Below are 19,119 nucleotides of genomic sequence, written 5' to 3' on the forward strand. Positions count from 1 at the left end.
CGCCCTCTCCTCCTCCGCAACCGCCCGATGATCGCGGAGCTATCTTCCGGGGCAGATCACCGCCTCCGCCGCCCCGTTGATCGCGCGACTGATGGCAAGGGGGGAGTCGGTGCTGGTCGTGACCGACAGGGCGAACTGCAGGCGGCCGTCGGAGGTGGTGAACGTGACCGCGTTGAACCCCGGTGCGCCGCCCGCCTGCGCCTGCAGCGCGGGCTCACCCCCGCAGAGGCGCTCGGAGGGAGGCGGTGGGGCGGGAGCGTTGTCCGGCGGGTCGGTGATCACCCGCTGCAGGTCCGCGGGCAGCAGCCTGCCCTGCTGGAACGCCCGGGAGAACGCGCTGACGTCGCGCGCCGTCGAGACCACTCCGCCGGCCCCGTTCCCGTAGCTGGCGTTGAGCCGGTGCATGTCGTGCCGCACGCCCTGCGCGTCGGTGTGGTAGCCGTGCCCGTGCGGCCCCTTGATGCCCTGGGGCGGCCTGGCCGGCAGGTACGTCCGGCTCATCTTCAGCGGAGCGAAGAGCCGCCGGGAGAACTCGGCGGCCAGTGCATGGCCGGTCACCCTCTCGATGATCATTCCGAGGAGCGTGTAGTTGGTGTTGGAGTAGGTGAACTTCTCGCCCGGCTCCCCGGTACGCGGCCGGCTGCGTGACTTCTTCACCAGGTCCATCGGCGGGATGTACGTGGTCGTGTCGTAGATGTCGACCAGCGCTGGGTCGAACCAGTTGGGGATGCCGGACGTGTGCCGGATCAACTGCCGTACCGTGATCTCGCCGGCCCGCTCCACGGCGTCCTGCGCGACCACCTCCGGCAGGACGTCCGCGAGCTTGTCCTCCAGGCCCAACCTGCCCTCTTCGACCAGTTGCAGGACGATCGTGGCGGTCATCCGCTTGGTCTGGGAGCCGATCCGGAACCGCGAGTCTGCGGGGATCCGCCCGCCCTCGCCGTCGAGCAGCCGCGACCCGGCGGAGCCCTGGCCGGCCCGCTTCCCGTCCACGTACACCTCCCCGATCGCCCCCACCACGCCGGCGTTCGCGGCGAGGGCCTCCAACGCCGCCTGAACATCGCCCAGCCGGGGTGTGGCTGCGGCGGGGGCGGTGAGGCCCGTTGTCGTCATCAGCACCGCGCAGGCCAGAGCGGCGGCGCGTGCGGACGTCGAATGCTTCACAACAGTGATCCCTTCCGTGCGGGGACACGCGGGATCGTCCGTTCGGGGGCGGCCCGCGGACGGTCCCTGGCGACGATCATGTGCGGAGTCCGTTCTAGGCCCACGGGTGTTTCGTCGCCGTTTCCGTCAGGGGATGCCTCGCCGCCTGCGGCCGCCTCAGCAGCCTGGGTGTGATCAGCGGCCCATGCCGCCGAGCCCGCCGCAGTGGCTACAGCCGTGGAGCGGGTGGTCCCGTGACCGTCCGGAGGCCGTCCCCCACCAGGGCGTCATTGCGGGTCCCAGGTCAGGCGGCACGCCGGACGGGCCAGGCGGTGTCAGCGGCCCAGGAAGGACAGCAGGCGGTCCAGGGGCCAGGTGTTGATCACGTCGTCCGGGGTCAGCCACGCCCGCTGCGCGATCCCGATGCCGAACCGCTGGTGCGCCAGGTGCGGGATCGCATGCGAGTCGCTGTCGATCGAGAACTTCACCCCGTGGTGCTTGGCCAGCCGCACCAGGTCTGACGGAAGATCAGACCGGTCGGGAAAGGAGTCGATCTCCATGGCGGTGCCCGTGCGGGCGGCCGCGCGGAAGACGGCCTCCCAGTCGGCGTCCACCGCCGCCCGCTTGCCGATCTTGCGGGTCGTCGGGTGGCCGATGATGTCGACGTAAGGATTTTCGCAGGCGGCGATGAAGCGCCGGGTCATCTCGTCCCGTGACATCCCGAAATGCGAGTGCACCGACGCCACGCACACGTCGAACTCCCGCAGGATCTCCCCGGGCCAGTCGACGGATCCGTCGGGGGCGATGTTGAGCTCGGTGCCGTGCAGGAGCCGCATGTCGGGATATTTCTCTTGGAGCCGGGACAGCTGCCCGCGCTGCTCCAGCGCCTTCTCCAGCGTCATCCGCTGCATCACCAGGTCCGGCGCGTGGTCGGTGACGGCGTAATAGGCGTAGCCGCGGGCGTGGCCGGCCGCCACCATGTCGTCCAGCGAGGCGATGCCGTCGGTCAGGTCGGTGTGCGTGTGGAGGTCGCCCTTGAGGTCGGACAGCTCTACGAGCTCGGGTAGCTCACCCCGGAGCGCCGCCTTCACCTCGCCGCCGTCCTCCCGCATCGGCGGCGGGACGTACTGCATGCCCAGCGCCGCGTAGATGTCCTCCTCCGACTCGGCGGCGATCACCCGCTCGCCCTCGAACAGCCCGTACTCGGAGAGCTTCCAGCCCTTCTTCACCGCCATCTCCCTGATGGCGACGTTGTGCTCCTTGGAGCCGGTGAAATATTGCATGGCCGCGCCCCACGACCCGGCCGGGACCACGCGGAGGTCCACCTGGATGCCGGAGGTGGTGCGGATCGAGGTCTTCTTGTCGCCGGCCGCGATCACCTCGGCGACGTAGGGCTGGGCGCGGAGCTCCTCCATGATCGACTCGGGCGCGACCGCGAGGACGTCGATGTCGCCGATCGTGTCCTTCATCCGCCGCAGCGACCCCGCGTACGCGATGCGCTCGGCCGCCAGCGAAGCCATCACCTGCTCGGCCAGCGACATGGCGACGCCGATGTGCACCCGCCGGCCGGACTGCTCCAGCTGCTCGATGCCCTTGAGCAGATTGGCCAGCGTCTTCGCGCCGAGGCCCTTGACGCCGTCGAGGCGGCCGGAGGTGATCGCCTCGCGCAGCGCGCCGGTGGAGTCGATGCCGTAGTCCTCGAACAGCATGATCGCCGTCTTCGGGCCCAGGGTGGGCACCTTCGTCAGCCTGCGCACGCCATCGGGGACGCGCCCCCGCAGGTCGTCGAGCTGGCGGAAGCTCCCCCGCTGCAGGAACTCCTCCATCTTCTTGGCGATCGCCTCGCCGACGCCGGGGACGCTGCGCACGTCGACGACCGAGATGTCCTCGGGGAAGCCCGCGATGGCCTTGGCCGCCTTCTGGTAGCTCCGCACCCGGAAGGCGTCGCCGCCGCAGAGCGCGAACAACTCCGCGTATTCCTGCAGCGCCGACGCCGCCTCCTCATTTGCCCGCATGCGCCTACCTTAGGGGCTGGGGCCGACAATCCGGGATGGTCAGAACTGCACCTCGCGCGGCCGGTACGGCTCCGCCAGGAACGCCAGCTCCTCCTCCGACAGCGGCACGTCCACGGCGGCCACGGCGTCGTCGACGTGCCGGTCCTTCGTCGCCCCCACGATCGGCGCGGTGACGGCCGGCTGGTGCAGCAGCCAGGCCAGGGCGACCTGAGCGGCGGGCCGCCCGCGCTCGGCCGCCACCTGCGCCACCCTGTCGAGGATCAGCTTGTCGTTCTCCGGGTCGTAGAGGGCGTCGATGCGCGGGTCGGAGCCCGCCCTCGCGGTCGTGGCCGCCGCGCCCGCCCGGGCCAGCACGCCGCGGGCCAGCGGGCTCCACGGGATCACGCCCACACCCTGGTCGAGACAGAGCGGCAGCATCTCGCGCTCTTCCTCCCGGTAGAGGAGGTTGTAGTGGTTCTGCATCGAGACGAATCGCGTCCAGCCGTTGCGCTCGGCCACCTGCTGAGCCTTCGCGAACTGCCACGCCCACATGGACGACGCGCCGATGTAGCGGACCTTGCCCGCCTTCACCACGTCGTGCAGCGCCTCCATGGTCTCCTCGACGGGCGTCTCGTCGTCCCACCGGTGGATCTGGTAGAGGTCGACGTAATCGGTGCCCAGCCGGTCGAGCGAGGCGTCGATCGAGGACAGGATGTGCTTGCGCGACAGCCCCTGGTCATTGGGCCCCTTGCCCATCGGGAAGTACACCTTGGTCGCCAGCACGTAGTCCTCGCGCCGCGGGAAGATCCCCCGCAGCACCTTGCCCGTCACGACCTCGCTCTCGCCCTGGCTGTAGACGTCGGCGGTGTCGAAGAACGTCACACCCGCCTCGGCCGCCCGCCGGATGATCGGCTCGGCCTGGTCCTCCGGCAGCGCCCACTCCTGCTTGGCGGGATCGCCGTAGCTCATCATGCCCAGGCATACCCGCGAGACCTTCAAGCCCGTGTCACCAAGTCGCGTGTAATCCATACGGCCCACCATAGGACTCCCAAGGGAGCGGCCGATTCTCCGGCCCGCTCAGAGCGGCGACCGAGGAGTGATCATCGTGATGCCCGGCACGGAGCCGATCGAGGCCAGCGCCTTGCCGGCGTCGGCGAGCCCGATCGTGCGGGTGACGAGCTGGTCGGGATGCAGCACCCCCGCCCTGATCAGCTCGAGCATCTGCGGGTAGGCGTGCGCGGCCATGCCGTGGCTGCCCAGCAGGCGCAGCTCGTAGGAGATCACCCGGTCCATCGGCACCGGCGTCGGCCCGCCGGGCAGCAGCCCCACCTGGACGTGCCTGCCCCTGCGGCGCAGGCTCTCGACGGAGGCGGCGCAGGTCTGCGGGCTGCCGAGCGCGTCGACGGACACGTGGGCGCCGCCCCTGGTCAGCTCCCTGACCTGGGCCGCGGCGTCGCCGGCCGAGGCGTTGACGAAATGCGTGGCGCCCGCCAGCTCGGCCATGTGGAGCGCGTCGCCGCTGATGTCGACGGCCACCACGCGGGCCCCGGCCGCGGTCGCGATCATCACGGCGGACAGCCCCACGCCGCCGCAGCCGTGCACGGCCACCCACTCGCCCGGCCGCACGCGGCCCACCTGGGCCACGGCGCGGAACGCGGTGGCGAAGCGGCAGCCCAGCCCGGCCGCCGTGGCGTACGCCATGTCCTCGGGGACCGCGATCAGGTTCACGTCGGCGTGGTCGACGGCGACGTACTCGGCGAAGGAACCCCAGTGGGTGAAGCCCGGCTGCGTCTGCCGCTCGCACACCTGCTGGTCTCCGGTGGCGCAGGACGGGCACGTGCCGCAGGCGCAGACGAACGGGACGGTCACGCGCGCTCCGGGCCGCCAGCCGCGCACGTCGGAGCCGACGGCCTCGACCACGCCCGCGAACTCGTGCCCCGGCACGTGGGGCAGGGCCTTGATGTCGGGGTCGTGACCCTGCCAGCCGTGCCAGTCGGACCGGCACAGACCGGTCGCCTCGACCCTGATCACCGCTCCGTGTGGGGCCGGGGCGGGGGCGGGCAGCTCCCGCACGTCGAGGTCGCCCCCGAAGCTTTCAAACGCAACCGCTCGCATCTCACAAGCGTAGCTTCAGCGCCGGTTGCCGCAGGTCGCGCACTTCCTGCCGAGCAGGCGTGTCGACCGATAAGGCGTTGATCAGCGCAGGGTCAGGTGCCGCAGCTCCCGCAGGGCCTGATGCGAGGGAGATCCGGGTTCGGTCGTGTAGAGCACGAGACGGAGGTCGTCGCGGTCGGGCACGGGCATGACCTGGCAGATCGCGTCGATCGTGCCGACGAGCGGGTGGACGATCCGCTTGCGCTGCTCCCTGCGGACCTCGACCTCGTGCCGGTCCCACAGGTCGGCGAACTCGGGACTGAGCGCCAGCATCTCGGCGACCAGCGCCTGCAGCCTGCGGTCGCCGGGGTAGCGGCCGGCGGCGGCGCGCAGGTCGGCGACGGAGGCGCGGGCGAAGCGGCCCTTCTCCTCGTCGTCGAGGTATTCGGCGATGTCGGGGGACATGAAGACCCAGCGGATGACGTTCAGCCGCTCGGGCGGCTGGTCGTCCAGGCCGCCCATGATCGCACCGGCCATGGGGTTCCAGGCGAGGATGTCGTAGCGGGCGTTGAGGACGTAGGCGGGGACCTCCTCCAGGAACGCCAGCAGGTGCAGCATCCCGCCGGGCACGTCGTCCCTGATCGCCGGCGCCTCCAGCGTCTGCCCGGCCAGGTGGAACAGGTAGCCGCGCTCGTCCTGGCTGAGCATGAGGGCCCTGGACAGCGCGTTGAGCACCTGCCGCGACGGGTGCGGGCCGCGGCCCTGCTCCAGCCGGATGTAGTAGTCGACCGACATGCCCGCCAGTTGAGCGACCTCCTGCCTGCGCAGGCCCGGGGTGCGGCGGCGCTCGCCACCGGGCAGCCCCACCTCGGCCGGGGTGACGCGGGCGCGCCGGCTGCGGAGGAATTCGGCCAGTTGGTCGCGGTTCATGCCTTCATCCTGCGGCATGGCGGGCCGATCGTGGGTGGTACCGCCGATCCCAGCCTTTCCAGGTCTCTCCCGCACCCCCTCGGGCCTGCGCCAGCGTGGAGGCATGACGAAGATCGCCCTCATCACCGGTGCGAACAAGGGAATCGGCTACGAGATCGCGCGGTTGCTCGCCGGGCAAGGCGTCACCGCGATCGTGGGAGCGCGCGACGAGCAGCGCGGGCGGGCCGCCGCCGAGCGGCTCGGGCAGCCGTACGTGCGGCTCGACGTGACCGACGAGGACGGCGTGGCCGCCGCCGCCAAGTGGATCGAGCAGGAGTACGGCAGGCTCGACATCCTGGTCAACAACGCCGCCATCGCCGGCGACCCGGCCCAGGCCGTGCCCAGCGCCACCCCGGCGCGGGCGCTCAGGGACCTCTACGAGACGAACGTGTTCGGCGTCGTCACCGTGACCAACGCCATGCTGCCACTGCTGCGCACCTCGCCGGCCGGCCGGATCGTGAACATGTCGAGCGAGCTCGGCTCGCTGAGCATGGCGGCGGGCGCGGACAGTCCCTTCGCGGAGGCCACCTTCCTCGCCTACAACTCCTCCAAGTCCGCGCTCAACATGATCACCGTCCTGTACGCCAGGGAGCTCAAGGACACCCCGATCAAGGTGAACGCCGCCAACCCCGGCTACTGCGCCACCGACCTCAACGGTCACACCGGCTTCCGTACGGCCGAACAGGGCGCGGCGATCGCGGTGAAGCTGGCGACGCTGGACGAGGACGGTCCTACCGGGGCTTACCTGCAGGATGACGGCGTGCTGCCCTGGTGAGGTGTCAATCCCGGCGAAGCGGACAGAAGGGGGTGATGGGACGAGATCTGGATAAGGAGCGATTTACCGAAGCGGAGTACGTCCGCTTCGGGGAACGCCTCCGGGAGCAGCTCGGCGTGCTGCGCGAGCTGCTCGACACCCCCGGCTTCGGCCAGGGCCCGGCCACGATCGGGGCCGAGCTGGAGCTGTTCCTCATCGACGGGCGGGGCCGGCCGCTCCCGCGCAACAGCCAGGTGCTGGAGGCCCTCGGGGACTCCCGCGTGGTGCTGGAGCTGGGCCGCTACAACATCGAGGTGAACCTGACCCCGACGCCGCTGGAGGGCAGGCCCTTCGAGCTGCTCAGCGCCGAGGTCCAGGAGGCGATCATGAAGGTGGACGGCGCGGTCGAGGGCGGCGGCGCCGTGCCCATCGGCATCCTGCCCACTCTGGGGACCGAGGACTTCACCGTGGGCGCCATGAGCGACCAGAACCGCTACCGGGCGCTGAGCAGGGGCATGAGGCGGCTGCGGCTGGAGCCCTTCCTGGTCAAGATCGACGACCTGGAGCTGGCCGTGGAGGACGTGATCCTCGAGGCCGCCAACACCTCCTGGCAGGTGCACATCCGCACGCCGCCGGAGCGGTTCGCCCGGCTGTTCAACGCCGCGCAGCTCGCCATCGGGCCGGTGCTGGCCGCGTGCGGCAACTCGCCGTTCTTCCTGGGCCGGCAGCTGTGGGAGGAGACGCGCATCGCGCTGATGGAGGAGGCCGCCGACGACCGCGACGTGGAGCGGCGCGGGCGCAGGGACGGGCGGGTGACGTTCGGCTCGGACTGGGTGCGCGAAGGGGCGCACGAGTTGTTCGAGCGGTACGTGCGCGACTACGAGCCCATCGTGCCGGACCTGCACGAGGACGCCGAGCCGCACGACGTGCCCGAGCTGCGGCTGCACCAGGGCACGATCTGGCAGTGGAACCGGCCCGTCTACGACCCGGCCGGCGGCGGGCACCTGCGGATCGAGATGCGGGCGCTGCCGGCCGGGCCGACGTGCGCGGACATGGCCGCCAACACGGCGTTCCTGCTGGGGCTGACGTTGTCGCAGGCCGAGCGGGATCTGACCGGCTACCGGTTCGCGGAGGCGTACCAGAACTTCTACCGGGCCGCCATGGACGGGCTGGACGCCAAACTCTCCTGGCCGGGAGTGGACGGCGAGTTCGCGGCCGCCGACCTGGTGCTGCGCCTGCTGCCCGAGGCGCGGGAGGGGCTGCTCGGAGCCGGGGTGACGCCGAGCGACGCCGACCGCGCGCTGGGCGTCATGGAGCAGCGGACCCGGCTGCGCCGCACGGGGGCGGTGTGGCAGCGGGAGGCGCTGGCGCGGTTCGGCGGCGACCGGGAGCGGCTCGTACAGCGGTATCGCGAGCTGGCGTTGTCCGGACTTCCGGTGCATTTGTGGCGCTGACGCCAACCGTCGCCGTTCCCGTTCCGTCACACTTGGTAAAGCGACGGGAAAAGAGAGGAAGATATGGCGGCAACGGGGATGGTTTCCACGGACAAAGCGCCCTACGCCCTGAACCGGGCGACGGGCGACCTCGCCGACGGGGCGGCCAAGCTCGCGGGGGAGATCGGCGGCACCGCCGTCGAAGCGCTGCTGGCGCAGGCCAACAGGACCGCCGTCCGCCGGGGCGCGGCGGCGGCGCTCGGCTCGATGCGGGCCAGGCCGGCCGAGTGGTACGCGTTCGACGCCAAGGACCAGGACACCGCCGACTGGTATCCCCAGGGCCTGTCGTGCGGCGAGGAGTCCGGCTCCATCGGGGTGCCGGTGTTCGTGGCGAGCTGGTATTTCAAGCCAGAGGCGGGCGAGCGCGGGATCAGGGTGTCGTTCCTGAGCCCGCAGACGCTGAAATACCAGCACGCGCTGCTGGTGGCGGCCAAGCCGGACGGCACGTACGCGCCGATCGACATCCACGCGGGCGGCATCGCGATCGACGGCGACCTGCTCTACGTGGCCGACACGTACAGAGGACTGCGCGTCTTCGACCTGAACAACCTGCTCGACCTGCGCACGGCGCAGAACGACCTCGGCGACCCCACGCGGATCGGCCGGCACGGCGGCAAGTTCCACGCGTTCGGCTACCGGTACGTCATCCCGCAGACCGATTCCTGGCAGCTCGCGCAGCGGGGGCCGCACTTCTCGTTCGTGTCGATCGACCGCAGCGGCGGCACGGGCCGGCTGATCTCCGGCGAGTACATGAAGGACGACCCCGGTGGCTGGGTGGCGCACTGGGGCCTCCCCTTCTCCGGCGGAGAGCCCGACGAGGCCTTCGTGATGGGGCACCCCAAGATCCAGGGAGCCATCTCGCACGGCGGGAAGTGGTACCTGAGCCAGGCCGCCGACGCCACCACCAACGGCAAGCTGATCGTCTACGCCGACGGCGAGCCGCAGACCAGGCCGTTCCCGATCGGCCCCGAGGACCTGACGGTGCAGGGCGGCAAGCTGTGGAGCGTCACCGAGTTCAGGAACAAGCGGGTGATCTTCGGTGTGGCTCTTTGAGAGCCGTGGTCAGTCTTTGAGAGCCGTGGTCAGTCTTTGAGGTGCCGCAGGAGCACCTCGCGGTAGCGGGTGTCGAAGTCGTCGTAGCGGGCCCGCAGCTCCGCGCCGGGCCAGTCGGCCGGCAGCAGCTCCTCCGGCAGCAGCGGGTCGGCCAGCAGGTGGCGCAGCACCGCGGCCGACACCAGGAAGCCCTCGGCCAGCCCGTCGGCGCGCTCCAGCGCCCGCTTCAGCCGGCGTGCCTCGGCGGCCCAGCCGTCGAGGTCCCACAGCAGCGGAGTGGGGTCGCGGTGCGGGCGGCCGTCGATCAGCGTGCACTGCGCGGTGACGATCTCCGGCCACTCGCGCACCAGGTTGGCGGGCCGCAGCCAGGTGCCCTCACGGAGCTCGGCCAGGCGCAGCGCGGTCATGGTGTGCCGGAACGCGGCCCGGTCGGCCGGCGCGCGCCGCTCGGCGGTCACCACGGCCACCTCCCACGTGCCGTCCCACGGCCTGGTGTGCGGGTCGCGGCTCTCGTCCTGCCTGGCCTGGCGCTCGACCAGGCGCTCCGACAGCGTGTAGTAGCGGCCTTCCTGGAGCAGGTCGCCGGCCGCCACCATGCGCGACAGCGCCACCCGCACCGTGCCCTCGGCGATGCCGAACAGCGCGCCGATGCGCACCAGGTGGCGGGCCGGCAGGCGCGGGGGATGGTGGCCCAGCAGCGCGCTCAGCACGGCCGAGCGCGCGCTCAACGAATTATTACGCTCTTCCATCGCGTGTCGAGTATATGTAACACTCGCAGACATGGGGCGCTATCTCATCGAACCCTTCGACCGCAGCCACCGCTACGCCACCGAGCGCTACCAGGGCGCGACCGGCCGCAACTGGTGGACCTGCGATCCCACGCTGCGCCTGCTCATGCGGCGCCATCTCGGCGAGGGCTACGCCTGGGCCGAACCACACCTCGACCGGCTGGGCGCGCTCATGGGCGGGCTGGTGGCCGAGTGCGCCGAGGAGACCGACCGCAACCCGCCGCGGCTGGAGAAGTACGACAAATGGGGCAGGGACGTCAGCGAGGTCGTCATGCCGCCGTCGTTCCTGGCCGCCCGGCAGGCGCTCATGGAGGACAACTTCACCTCGCCGTCGTTCGCCCAGCAGGCCCGCGCCCATGGAGCGGATCCGGCCGCGCTGGGCGCCGCGTGGACGTACCTGCTGGACCAGGCCGACATCGGGATGGGGTGCGCGCTCGGCACGGGCGGCGACATGGTGGTGCAGCTCGCCGAGCAGCACGCGCCCGAGGACGTGCGCGCACGGGTCCGGGATATCTTCGCCAACGGCTACTTCTCCGGCGAGGCCGCTCAGATGCTCACCGAGCGGACGGGCGGCTCGGACCTGGCCGCGTTGGAGGCCTCGGCCGTGCCCGCAGGGGACGCGTGGCTGCTGTCGGGGTTCAAGTGGTTCGCCTCCAACGCCAACGGGTCCGCGTTCGTGGTGCTGGCGCGGCTTCCCGACGGGGCGGTGGCGCCGTTCCTGGTGCTGTGGGAGCGGCGGGACGGCAGCCGCAACGGGGTGCGGATCCGCAGGCTCAAGGACAAGCTCGGCACCAGGTCGGTCGCGTCGGCGGAGGTCGAGTTCACCGAGGCGGAGGCGTTCCTGCTCATGGACCTGCCGTCCGGGCAGTCCGAGGGCACCGGGGAGGGCGCGGGCTCTCGGTCGTCCGGGCTCGGCGTCATGATGAGGCTCACCAACGCCTCCAGGCTCAGCGTGGGCATGATGGGCGTCGGCGTGGCCAGGCGCGCCCTGGTCGAGTCGGTCTGCTACGCCCGCGCCCGGGAGGCGTTCGGCCGGCCGCTCATCGACCAGCCGCTGATGCGCCGCAAGCTCGCCGAGCTGATCGTCGAGGTCGAGGCCGCACAGGCGCTCGTCTTCGACGGGCTCGTCGGCCCGCGGCTGCGCCTCGCGCCCGCCCTGGTCAAGCTGCGCGCCGCCCGGCTCGGCGTGACGGCCGCCAGCGACGCGATCGAGGTGCACGGCGGCAACGGCTACATCGAGCAGTGGCCGGTGGCCAGGCTCCTGCGCGACGCCCAGGTCAACCCGATCTGGGAGGGCGGCGACAACATCCTCTGCCTCGACGTGCGCCGGGCCATGGCGCGCGAGCGGGCCCACGAGCCGTTCCTCGATCGGCTGCGCGCCGCGGCCACCTCCGATCTCGTGCACGCCCGCGTCGACGACCTGGCCAAGGCGATCGCCGCGTGGGCCGCGCTGGAGCCCGCGGTGGCCGAGGCGCGGCTGTATCCGCTGGCGCAGTTCATGGCCGACGTGTACGCCGCCGCGCTGCTGGAGGAGCAGGCCACGTGGGGGCTGGACGACGGACGGAAGGCGGTCGTCGCCCGCCTGTACGCCGAGGCGCACCTCGCCGACCACGGCCCGCTGCGCGGGATCGACCGCGCGGGAGAGGAACTGGAGCTCTTCGACGACCTCCTGGAGGGAGCCGTCGTCCTCCACTAAAGATCACTAGACTGTGCCGCCATGATCCAAGCGACCGGGCAGGAGCGGGTGGCGGCGCTGACGCCGCTGATCGAGGCGGGCCGGATCGACGAGCTGGCCGAGGAACTGGTCCGCCTCAAGCAGGACGTCAGCCTGGACTTCAGCTTCTGGGGATACGGCCCCGGTGAGTCCCTCTACGACACCCTCAAGCAGATGCCGGCCGGGTCCCGGGTGGAGCTGGTCACCCGCCTGCTGTCCCGCGCCGACGACGAAGTCGCGTCCGTCGAGGGCCTGGCCAGGGTCATCACCGACGGCATCTCCGTCTCGTGGACTCCCGAGGCCGCCGGGCTGTTCCTGACCCGCGCGGCACGTCACGAGACCTACTGCCACGGGAGTCTCTCCTGGATCCTGCAGTGCTGGCTCAAGACCGGCAACTCCCTCACCCCCGCCCAACTCGCGGCCCTCAGGCGCACGGCCGGTCGGCGTGTCCGGTCAGTGCGACCAGGCGGGTGGTGATCTGGTCCAGCAGCGATGAAGACGACAAAGACAAGGAGTCTCCCGGCAGGCGACGCGATGGTTACCTGGTGAAACGTCTGGACACGGACGATAGGCTCCTCAATGCAGATGCCTCAGGAGTGCCCGATGATCTGGTGTGGCCGGTATGGGGCCTCCAGTCGGGCCGCCTCCTCTCCGCTCAGGGACACATCCACCGCCGCGATCGCATCGTTCAGATGATCCACCTTGCTCGCCCCGACGATCGGCGCGCTCACGCCAGGCCTTCCGAGCAGCCACGCGAGCGCGAGCTGCGCTGGTGGCAGGCCTCGTTCGCCGGCGACCGCACGCACCACGTCGACGACGTCGAAATCTGCGTCCTCGTACATGCTGTCGGCCAGCCGGTCGCTGCCTGATCGAACCGTGCGCGGCCGGCTGTCGCGGTGGCGGCTCCCGGTGAGCAGTCCGCGTGCCAGTGGGCTCCACGGGATGACGCCCACCCCCTGGTCCACGCAGAGCGGGATCATCTCTCGCTCCTCCTCCCGGTACACGAGGTTGTAGTGGTTCTGCATCGACACGAACCTGGTCCAGCCGGCCGTCTGAGCAGTGTGCTGGGCTTTGGCGAACTGCCAGGCGTACATGCTGGAGGCCCCGATGTAGCGTGCCTTACCGGCCCGCACCACGTCGTGCAGGGCCTCCATGGTCTCCTCGATCGGCGTCTCATGGTCCCAGCGGTGGATCTGGTACAGATCGACGTAGTCGGTTCCGAGCCTGGTCAGCGAGGCGTCGATGGCGGTCAGCACGTGCTTGCGGGACAGCCCTCGGTCGTTCGGGCCCGGCCCTGTCGGGAAGTAGACCTTCGTGGCGAGGACGTAGTCGTCGCGGCGTGCGAAGAGCTTGGCGAGCAGCCGGCCGGTGATCTCCTCGCTCGCGCCGTCGGAGTACATGTCGGCGGTGTCGAAGAACGTCACACCGGCCTCGACCGCGCGCCGGACGATCGGCTCGGCCGCGTCCTCGCGCAGCAGCCACTCCCAGGAACCTGGATCGCCGTACGTCATCATGCCCAGGCAGATCCGGGAGACCTTCAGCCCCGACGAGCCCAGCTTCATGTATCGCATTTCGTCGTACCTTCCTGTGAGAGCGTGGTCTTCGCCGCGGCTAGAGGAGGCCGAAGTTCCCGATGGAGCGCGACCGAGAGCACCACGAGCCCGACTCCGGCGAGCTCGGCGAGTGAGGGGAGTTGCCGGAGCACCACGATGCCGATCACCGTTGCCGCGGCCGGAAGCAGCGCCACCAGCAACGCGTACGTAGACCGAGCCATGCGTGCCATGGCGAGTTGATCGCACACGTACGGGATCATCGACGAGCAGATCCCCACCCCGATCCCCGCGGCGAGCGCGATCGGGTCGATCATCGCGGGAGCGGCCTGCCAAACACCCACCGGCGCGACACACACGCAGGCGACGAGCATGGCGGCGGCGAGCCCGTCGATGCCGCCAACGCCGCGCAGACGCCGAGCCGTACGGTGGGCCAGCACGATGTAGGCGGCGAACAGCACCGCGTTGGCGAAGGCGAACACCAACCCCAGCGGCTCCCCCGTCGGCCGGATGCCGGTCAGCACGTAGACACCACCGACGGCCGCCACGAGTGCCGCGAGGTTACGCGCCGTACGGGCACCGAGCGCGGCCAGCACGATGACCGGCAGAAACTCGATCGCGGCGACGGTCCCCAGGGGCACGCGGGCGATCGCCAGATAGAAACAGACGTTCATGGCCGCGAGCACCGCGCCCCAGGCGATGATCGTACGACGACCCTCGGCATCGAGCCGGGTGAGCGTCCGCCAGGGGCGACGCCAGAGCGCGAAAACGAGTGCGGCGCTCCAGATCCTCAGTGCCGCGACCCCGAGCGGGGCGAGCCTGGTGAACAAGAGTACGGCGAAGGCCGGGCCGAGGTAGTGGAAAACGGCGCTCCCGATGAAGTAGGTCCATGGAGGCGCCGCGGACAGGACGGCGCGAGGACCGGTGGGCGGCATGACCCCCATCGTTGGCCAAAGCGTAATTTAGGAGAATGGCGAATCGAAGGATCAGACCCGAGCGGGCATACGAATCCAAGGAAATGGACGCCCTCGACCTTCGTATTCTGGCCGAGCTGCAGGTCGACGCCAGAGTGAGCTTCGCCGAGCTGGGCCGCCGGGTCGGTCTGTCGGCTCCCGCGGTGGCTGATCGGGTGCAGCGGCTGGAGGAGGCGGGGGTGATCATCGGCTATCGCGCCGAGGTCGACCCGCGGGCCCTGGGCTTTCCGGTCACCGTGATGGTGCGGATCCGTCCGGCGATCCGGGAGCTGCACCGCATCTCCAAGATCGCCCAGGAGGTTCCCCAGATCGTCGAGTGCTACAGAATGACCGGCGACGACTGCTTCTACTTCACGATGCACCTGCGGGCGGTCGACGAGCTCGAACCGATCCTCGACCTGTTCACCCCGTACGGTCACACGACCACGTCCCTCATCCACACCGCGCCCGTGCCACGCCGCCCCCTGCCCCTCGAGTGAGACTCGGGCCCGTCTTCCGATCGCCCTTACGGAGAGCCCTTGCCCAACAACTGCATGATCGGGATCTGATCTCCAAGTGCCCAGGTGCGGCCCTCTGGGCAGTCCCAAGCCTGTCCGGACTCGTCGGCGAAATACACCGGCGCCGACTCCTCAGCAGGCACCCGGCTGGGCTGTTCGGCAAGGATTTCCTTGACGACCTGCTCGGCCACACGAAGCCGGTCCAGGTCGTCTTCGGCCTCGGCTAGCTGGGATAACGATCTGGAACTCTGTCATTGACCGCCCGTCCAGTTCCGCGGAGCCCCTGACGGAGATCCGTCCGGGGCTCGGGTGCCGCTTGCGATGGTCGCTAGTCGAGTGCCACGCGAACCTGCGGTGACCAGCGGGTGCAGGTGGACCGGTGGAGGAGCTCTCCCCTCCTGCAGAGCTGGACCATGGCGGTCATATATGTCCCCCCGGGAGCCCTCATCGTGTACTTGCGGGCGCTGCCCGGTTGCACTTCCCACTGCGCTCCGGCGCCGGTGCGGAGGTTGTAGTAGTAGCCGGGGGCGGCAGAATAGCCGCCGTAATAGAGCGTGACCTTGTTCGTGCACGAGTTGTACCGGGCACCCAGGTACGGGGTGTCGTCGTACGTGTACCTCGTGGGGTTGCTGCCGACCCGGTAGCCCTTGCTTGACGTGCCGTCCCGGATGACGCACGGGTCTGCCGTGGAGGCCTGTGCCGTCGTGACGGCCCCGGCCGATGTCGCGGATGCCGACAGCAGTCCGGCGCCCATTAATGTCGACGCCATGACGGCGACGGCGAGCCTGCTAGCCTTCATGAGATTCCCCCCTGTCGAAACTGCCTTCCCCGACGACTTTGAAGGCGCGACTTCCCGGGCGCATGAGTAGCCCCTACTCAACCCGGCGCGGATCGTGTCCCGTCGCGCGGCGTCACTCGCACCCGTAGCGATCTTGCATGCGCATGACCTTGGGCCGGTCGCTGGCCGGGGCATCGGCATAGACGTACGCTCGGCACGTTTCCCCTTGGAGAATTCGCACGTCCCCCGAGGAGGGTCGCATGGCCGTACGCGTGGAGCGCCAGGGGCCGGTCGCCACCGTGGTGATCAGCCGGCCGGAGGCGCGCAACGCCGTCGATCGCAAGACCGCCGACGCGCTGGCCGAGGCGTTCCGGGACTTCGAGGACTCCGACGCCGACGTGGCGGTGCTGTGGGGTGAGGGGGGTACGTTCTGCGCCGGGGCCGATCTCAAGGCGCTCGACAACCACGTCGGCGAGGAGGGCGACGGGCCCATGGGGCCGACCAGGATGCGCCTGTCCAAGCCCGTGATCGCCGCCGTCGCCGGACACGCCGTCGCCGGCGGGCTGGAGCTCGCCCTCTGGTGCGACCTGCGGGTGGCGGAGGAGGACGCGGTGTTCGGGGTGTTCTGCCGCCGGTGGGGCGTGCCGCTGATCGACGGCGGAACCGTGCGGCTGCCCAGGCTCATCGGGGCGTCCAGGGCCATGGACATGATCCTCACCGGGCGGCCGGTCGGCGGGCGGGAGGCGTACGAGATGGGGCTGGCCAACCGGCTCGTCCCCGCCGGCACGGCGCGGCGGCACGCCGAGGCCCTCGCGCGGGAGATCGCACGCTTCCCGCAGACTTGCCTGCGCGGCGACCGGATGTCCGTTCTGGAGCAGGACGGGCGGGGGGAGGCGGAGGCCATGCGGAACGAGCTGCGTCACGGCCTGGTCTCGCTGCCGGACGCGATCGAAGGGGCGGCGCGCTTCGCGGCGGGCGCCGGCCGTCACGGCGATTTCTCCCACACCGGCGGCTGATCGCCTCGGGCTTCCTCCAAGCCAGGCCCGCCCAGCGGTCGTGTCGGCTGATTGTCGGGGCGCCCGCGTATCGTGACCCTATGCCTGACATCGAGGTCGCCGGGCGTGAGGTCCGCGTCACCAGCCCCGACAAGGTGGTCTTCCCCCAGGCCGGGCACACCAAGCTCGACCTGATCCGGTTCTACCAGGCCGTGGGCGAGGCCGCGCTGCGGGGCGTCTACGGGCGGCCGATGGTGCTCAAGCGGTTCGTGCACGGCATCGAGAAGGAGGCGTTCTTCCAGAAGCGCGCCCCGGCCAAGCGGCCCGACTGGATCGAGGTGGCCGAGCTCAAATACCGGTCAGGGCTGAGCGCGGAGGAGGTCGTGTGCACCGACCTGGCGCAGTTGGTGTGGGTGGTCAATCTCGGGTGCGTCGATCTCAACCCGCATCCGGTGCGCTCCGACGACCTCTCCCGGCCCGACGAGCTGCGCATCGACCTCGATCCGGTGCCGGGGGTCGAGTGGAGCGACGTGCTGAAGACCGCGCTGGTGGCGCGGGAGGTGCTCGCCGACTACGGGCTGGTGGCCTGGCCCAAGACGTCGGGGTCGCGCGGGTTCCACGTGTACGCGCGGATCGAGCGGCGCTGGCCGTACGCCAAAGTGCGCAAGGCGGCCGAGACCGTGGCGCGCGAGGTCGAGCGGCGCGCCCCCGACCTGGCCACCAGCCGGTGGTGGAAGGAGGAGCGGCACGGGGTGTTCGTCGACTTCAACCAGAACGCCTATGACCGCACCGTGGCCTCCGCCTACTCGGTGCGCGCCGTGCAGGACGCCCGTGTGTCCACGCCGCTGACCTGGGACGAGGTGCCCGGCTGCAGGCCCGAGCTGTTCACGATCGAGTCCGTGCCGCGGCGGCTGGCCGAGATCGGCGATCCGTGGGAGGACATGGATCTGCACGCCGGGTCCCTGGACGGGCTGCTGGAGCTGGCGGAGGAGCTCGGGCCCGCGCCCAAACCGCCCAAGGGGACGGGGCGCCGGCAGCAGACGATGCCCGTCATCGAGATCGCCAGGGCCGAGCACAAGGACGAGGCCATGGCCGGGTTCGAGCGGTGGAAGGCGCGGCATCCCGAGGTGGCGGCCAAGCTGGAGCCCGCTGACGTGCTGGTCGACGGGATGCGCGGGCGCAGCAGCGTCTGGTATCGGATCAGGGTCAACCTGCAGCACGTTCCGGAGGGGGAGCGGCCGCCGCAGGAGCCGCTGGAGGTGGACTACGACCCCTGGCGCGGCGCCGGTCCGGGGTGATCTGCCGCGGTGGCGTCGCGTGGTCCAGGGCGATCCGCCGCGGCGCTGTCCCGGCGGTCCAGCCGCTCCCTCGGCGTCGGTCACGCGGTCCGGGCGTGACGGGCGCGCAGGCGGGTCAGCCGCGGGTCGGGCGGTTGTAGCCCTCGTCGCCCCCGTAGACGTGCAGGTCAGGGTCCTGCTCGGGCTGGGTGGCGGGGCTGGTGGGGGAGGCGGTGTGCTCGGACGCGAAGTCGTCCGACGGCACCGGCGGGGGCGGCACCAGGTAGTCCTGCCAGGTGATCTCGCCCTTCGGCGTCGCGTCCGTGGTCAGGTCGCCGGCGCGCTGGGCCGCGTACAACCGGCCGGGGTAGTGCACCGAGAGGCACACCCGGCGCAGGTGCTGGGCGTGGCACCACGTCCGTACCAGCTCCGCGGTGTTCAGCACCTGCGGGCCGCCGAACTCGACCTCCGCGCCCAGAGGCCCGGCCCTGAGCAGCTCGGCCGCTCGCGCGGCCACCTCGCCCGCGTGGACGGGCTGCCAGAGCACGGTCGGGTCCACCGGCAGCACGGGGAGCGCGGCGAAGTCGCGCAGCCGCCGGTTGAGCCACTGGTGGAACGGGGTGGCGCGGAGGACCGTCCAGCCCAGGCCGCTCTCGCCGACCAGCCGCTCGGCCTCCAGCTTGTACCGGAGGTAGCCGACCGGCGCGCGGTCCGCGCCGACCACCGAGGTGAGCAGCAGGTGCCCGACCCCGGCCTCGCGGGCGGCGACGATCAGCAGCCGGGTGCCCGGGATGTCCACGGCGCCGCGCCCCTTGCGGCCGCTCGTGGCCAGGTGCGCGACCGCGTCCACGCCCTGCACGGCCTCGTCGACGCCCTTGCCGGAGAACAGGTCGCCCCACGCCCATTCGACGTTCCCGCGGCTCTCCCTCTTGGTACGGCTCAACGCCCGCACCTGATGACCCGCCTTGACCAGTGCGGGCACCAATGCCCTGCCGAGCGTGCCCGTGGCTCCCGTGACCAGAATGCGCATGCCAGGCCACTACCCC

The 19,119-nt window shown here is 70.9% G+C and carries 19 protein-coding genes; 8 read left to right on the forward strand and 11 right to left on the reverse strand.

Annotated elements, in window-relative coordinates; genetic code table 11:
* Positions 1-39: 39 nt before the first annotated feature.
* The 5 genes from ID574_RS06140 to ID574_RS06160 form a co-directional block, all read right to left on the reverse strand.
* Entirely contained in the window at positions 40-1,164 is a 1,125-nt protein-coding gene (locus tag ID574_RS06140; RefSeq protein ID WP_188187743.1) for a serine hydrolase domain-containing protein, read from the reverse strand.
* A 314-nt stretch (positions 1,165-1,478) separates the two neighbouring features.
* Complete coding sequence (polX, locus tag ID574_RS06145; RefSeq protein WP_188187744.1) at positions 1,479-3,158, reverse strand: DNA polymerase/3'-5' exonuclease PolX; 1,680 nt, start codon at positions 3,156-3,158, stop codon at positions 1,479-1,481.
* A 39-nt stretch (positions 3,159-3,197) separates the two neighbouring features.
* The gene (locus tag ID574_RS06150) at positions 3,198-4,166 is read right to left on the reverse strand and encodes an aldo/keto reductase (RefSeq protein WP_188187745.1); all 969 of its coding nucleotides are present in this window, start codon (positions 4,164-4,166) and stop codon (positions 3,198-3,200) included.
* Positions 4,167-4,214: 48 nt separating this feature from the next.
* Positions 4,215-5,252 (reverse strand): zinc-dependent alcohol dehydrogenase family protein, encoded by a 1,038-nt coding sequence (locus ID574_RS06155; RefSeq protein ID WP_188187746.1) that lies wholly within the window; start codon positions 5,250-5,252, stop codon positions 4,215-4,217.
* An 81-nt stretch (positions 5,253-5,333) separates the two neighbouring features.
* Complete coding sequence (locus ID574_RS06160; protein ID WP_188187747.1) at positions 5,334-6,161, reverse strand: helix-turn-helix transcriptional regulator; 828 nt, start codon at positions 6,159-6,161, stop codon at positions 5,334-5,336.
* Positions 6,162-6,264: 103 nt separating this feature from the next.
* Between ID574_RS06160 and ID574_RS06165 the strand changes: the two genes are divergently transcribed.
* From ID574_RS06165 to ID574_RS06175, 3 genes are all read left to right on the forward strand, one after another.
* Complete coding sequence (locus ID574_RS06165) at positions 6,265-6,975, forward strand: SDR family oxidoreductase (RefSeq protein WP_188187748.1); 711 nt, start codon at positions 6,265-6,267, stop codon at positions 6,973-6,975.
* A 35-nt stretch (positions 6,976-7,010) separates the two neighbouring features.
* Positions 7,011-8,408, forward strand: coding sequence for a glutamate-cysteine ligase family protein (locus tag ID574_RS06170; RefSeq protein ID WP_188187749.1), 1,398 nt, complete (start codon positions 7,011-7,013; stop codon positions 8,406-8,408).
* 63 nt (positions 8,409-8,471) lie between these two features.
* Entirely contained in the window at positions 8,472-9,500 is a 1,029-nt protein-coding gene (locus ID574_RS06175) for a hypothetical protein (RefSeq protein ID WP_188187750.1), read from the forward strand.
* A gap of 29 nt (positions 9,501-9,529) precedes the next feature.
* On the opposite strand, the gene ID574_RS06180 is transcribed toward ID574_RS06175, so the two are convergent.
* Positions 9,530-10,249 (reverse strand): PaaX family transcriptional regulator C-terminal domain-containing protein, encoded by a 720-nt coding sequence (locus tag ID574_RS06180; RefSeq protein WP_188187751.1) that lies wholly within the window; start codon positions 10,247-10,249, stop codon positions 9,530-9,532.
* A 31-nt stretch (positions 10,250-10,280) separates the two neighbouring features.
* On the opposite strand from ID574_RS06180, the gene ID574_RS06185 reads away from it, so the two are divergent.
* Together ID574_RS06185 and ID574_RS06190 are read left to right on the forward strand one after the other, a co-directional pair.
* Positions 10,281-11,984 (forward strand): acyl-CoA dehydrogenase family protein, encoded by a 1,704-nt coding sequence (locus ID574_RS06185; protein WP_188187752.1) that lies wholly within the window; start codon positions 10,281-10,283, stop codon positions 11,982-11,984.
* Between the two features lie 21 nt (positions 11,985-12,005).
* Positions 12,006-12,479 carry a hypothetical protein gene (locus tag ID574_RS06190; RefSeq protein WP_188187753.1) on the forward strand — a complete coding sequence of 158 codons (474 nt, stop codon included), beginning with the start codon at positions 12,006-12,008 and terminating at the stop codon, positions 12,477-12,479.
* Positions 12,480-12,592: 113 nt separating this feature from the next.
* On the opposite strand, the gene ID574_RS06195 is transcribed toward ID574_RS06190, so the two are convergent.
* Together ID574_RS06195 and ID574_RS06200 are read right to left on the reverse strand one after the other, a co-directional pair.
* On the reverse strand, positions 12,593-13,573 hold the full coding sequence (locus tag ID574_RS06195; protein ID WP_188187754.1) for an aldo/keto reductase: 981 nt from the start codon (positions 13,571-13,573) through the stop codon (positions 12,593-12,595).
* Complete coding sequence (locus ID574_RS06200; protein ID WP_188187755.1) at positions 13,561-14,487, reverse strand: EamA family transporter; 927 nt, start codon at positions 14,485-14,487, stop codon at positions 13,561-13,563. The genes ID574_RS06195 and ID574_RS06200 overlap by 13 nt, the downstream gene beginning before the upstream one ends.
* Before the next feature lie 83 nt (positions 14,488-14,570).
* On the opposite strand from ID574_RS06200, the gene ID574_RS06205 reads away from it, so the two are divergent.
* Entirely contained in the window at positions 14,571-15,005 is a 435-nt protein-coding gene (locus tag ID574_RS06205) for an Lrp/AsnC family transcriptional regulator (RefSeq protein ID WP_223166392.1), read from the forward strand.
* A gap of 26 nt (positions 15,006-15,031) precedes the next feature.
* On the opposite strand, the gene ID574_RS06210 is transcribed toward ID574_RS06205, so the two are convergent.
* Together ID574_RS06210 and ID574_RS06215 are read right to left on the reverse strand one after the other, a co-directional pair.
* Entirely contained in the window at positions 15,032-15,214 is a 183-nt protein-coding gene (locus ID574_RS06210) for a hypothetical protein (RefSeq protein WP_188187757.1), read from the reverse strand.
* A 137-nt stretch (positions 15,215-15,351) separates the two neighbouring features.
* Entirely contained in the window at positions 15,352-15,822 is a 471-nt protein-coding gene (locus ID574_RS06215; protein ID WP_188187758.1) for a hypothetical protein, read from the reverse strand.
* Positions 15,823-16,061: 239 nt separating this feature from the next.
* Here ID574_RS06215 and ID574_RS06220 point away from each other — a divergent pair, with 239 nt between their 5' ends.
* Entirely contained in the window at positions 16,062-16,817 is a 756-nt protein-coding gene (locus tag ID574_RS06220) for a crotonase/enoyl-CoA hydratase family protein (RefSeq protein WP_188187759.1), read from the forward strand.
* A gap of 80 nt (positions 16,818-16,897) precedes the next feature.
* Positions 16,898-18,094 (forward strand): non-homologous end-joining DNA ligase, encoded by a 1,197-nt coding sequence (gene ligD / locus ID574_RS06225; RefSeq protein WP_188187760.1) that lies wholly within the window; start codon positions 16,898-16,900, stop codon positions 18,092-18,094.
* Positions 18,095-18,209: 115 nt separating this feature from the next.
* Here the strand turns inward: ligD and ID574_RS06230 are convergent, their stop codons facing one another.
* Positions 18,210-19,103 carry an SDR family oxidoreductase gene (locus ID574_RS06230; RefSeq protein ID WP_188187761.1) on the reverse strand — a complete coding sequence of 298 codons (894 nt, stop codon included), beginning with the start codon at positions 19,101-19,103 and terminating at the stop codon, positions 18,210-18,212.
* Positions 19,104-19,119 lie beyond the last annotated feature (16 nt).

It is taken from the genome of Nonomuraea sp. SYSU D8015, from assembly GCF_008065375.1.
In the GTDB taxonomy this organism is placed as follows: Bacteria; Actinomycetota; Actinomycetes; order Streptosporangiales; family Streptosporangiaceae; genus Nonomuraea.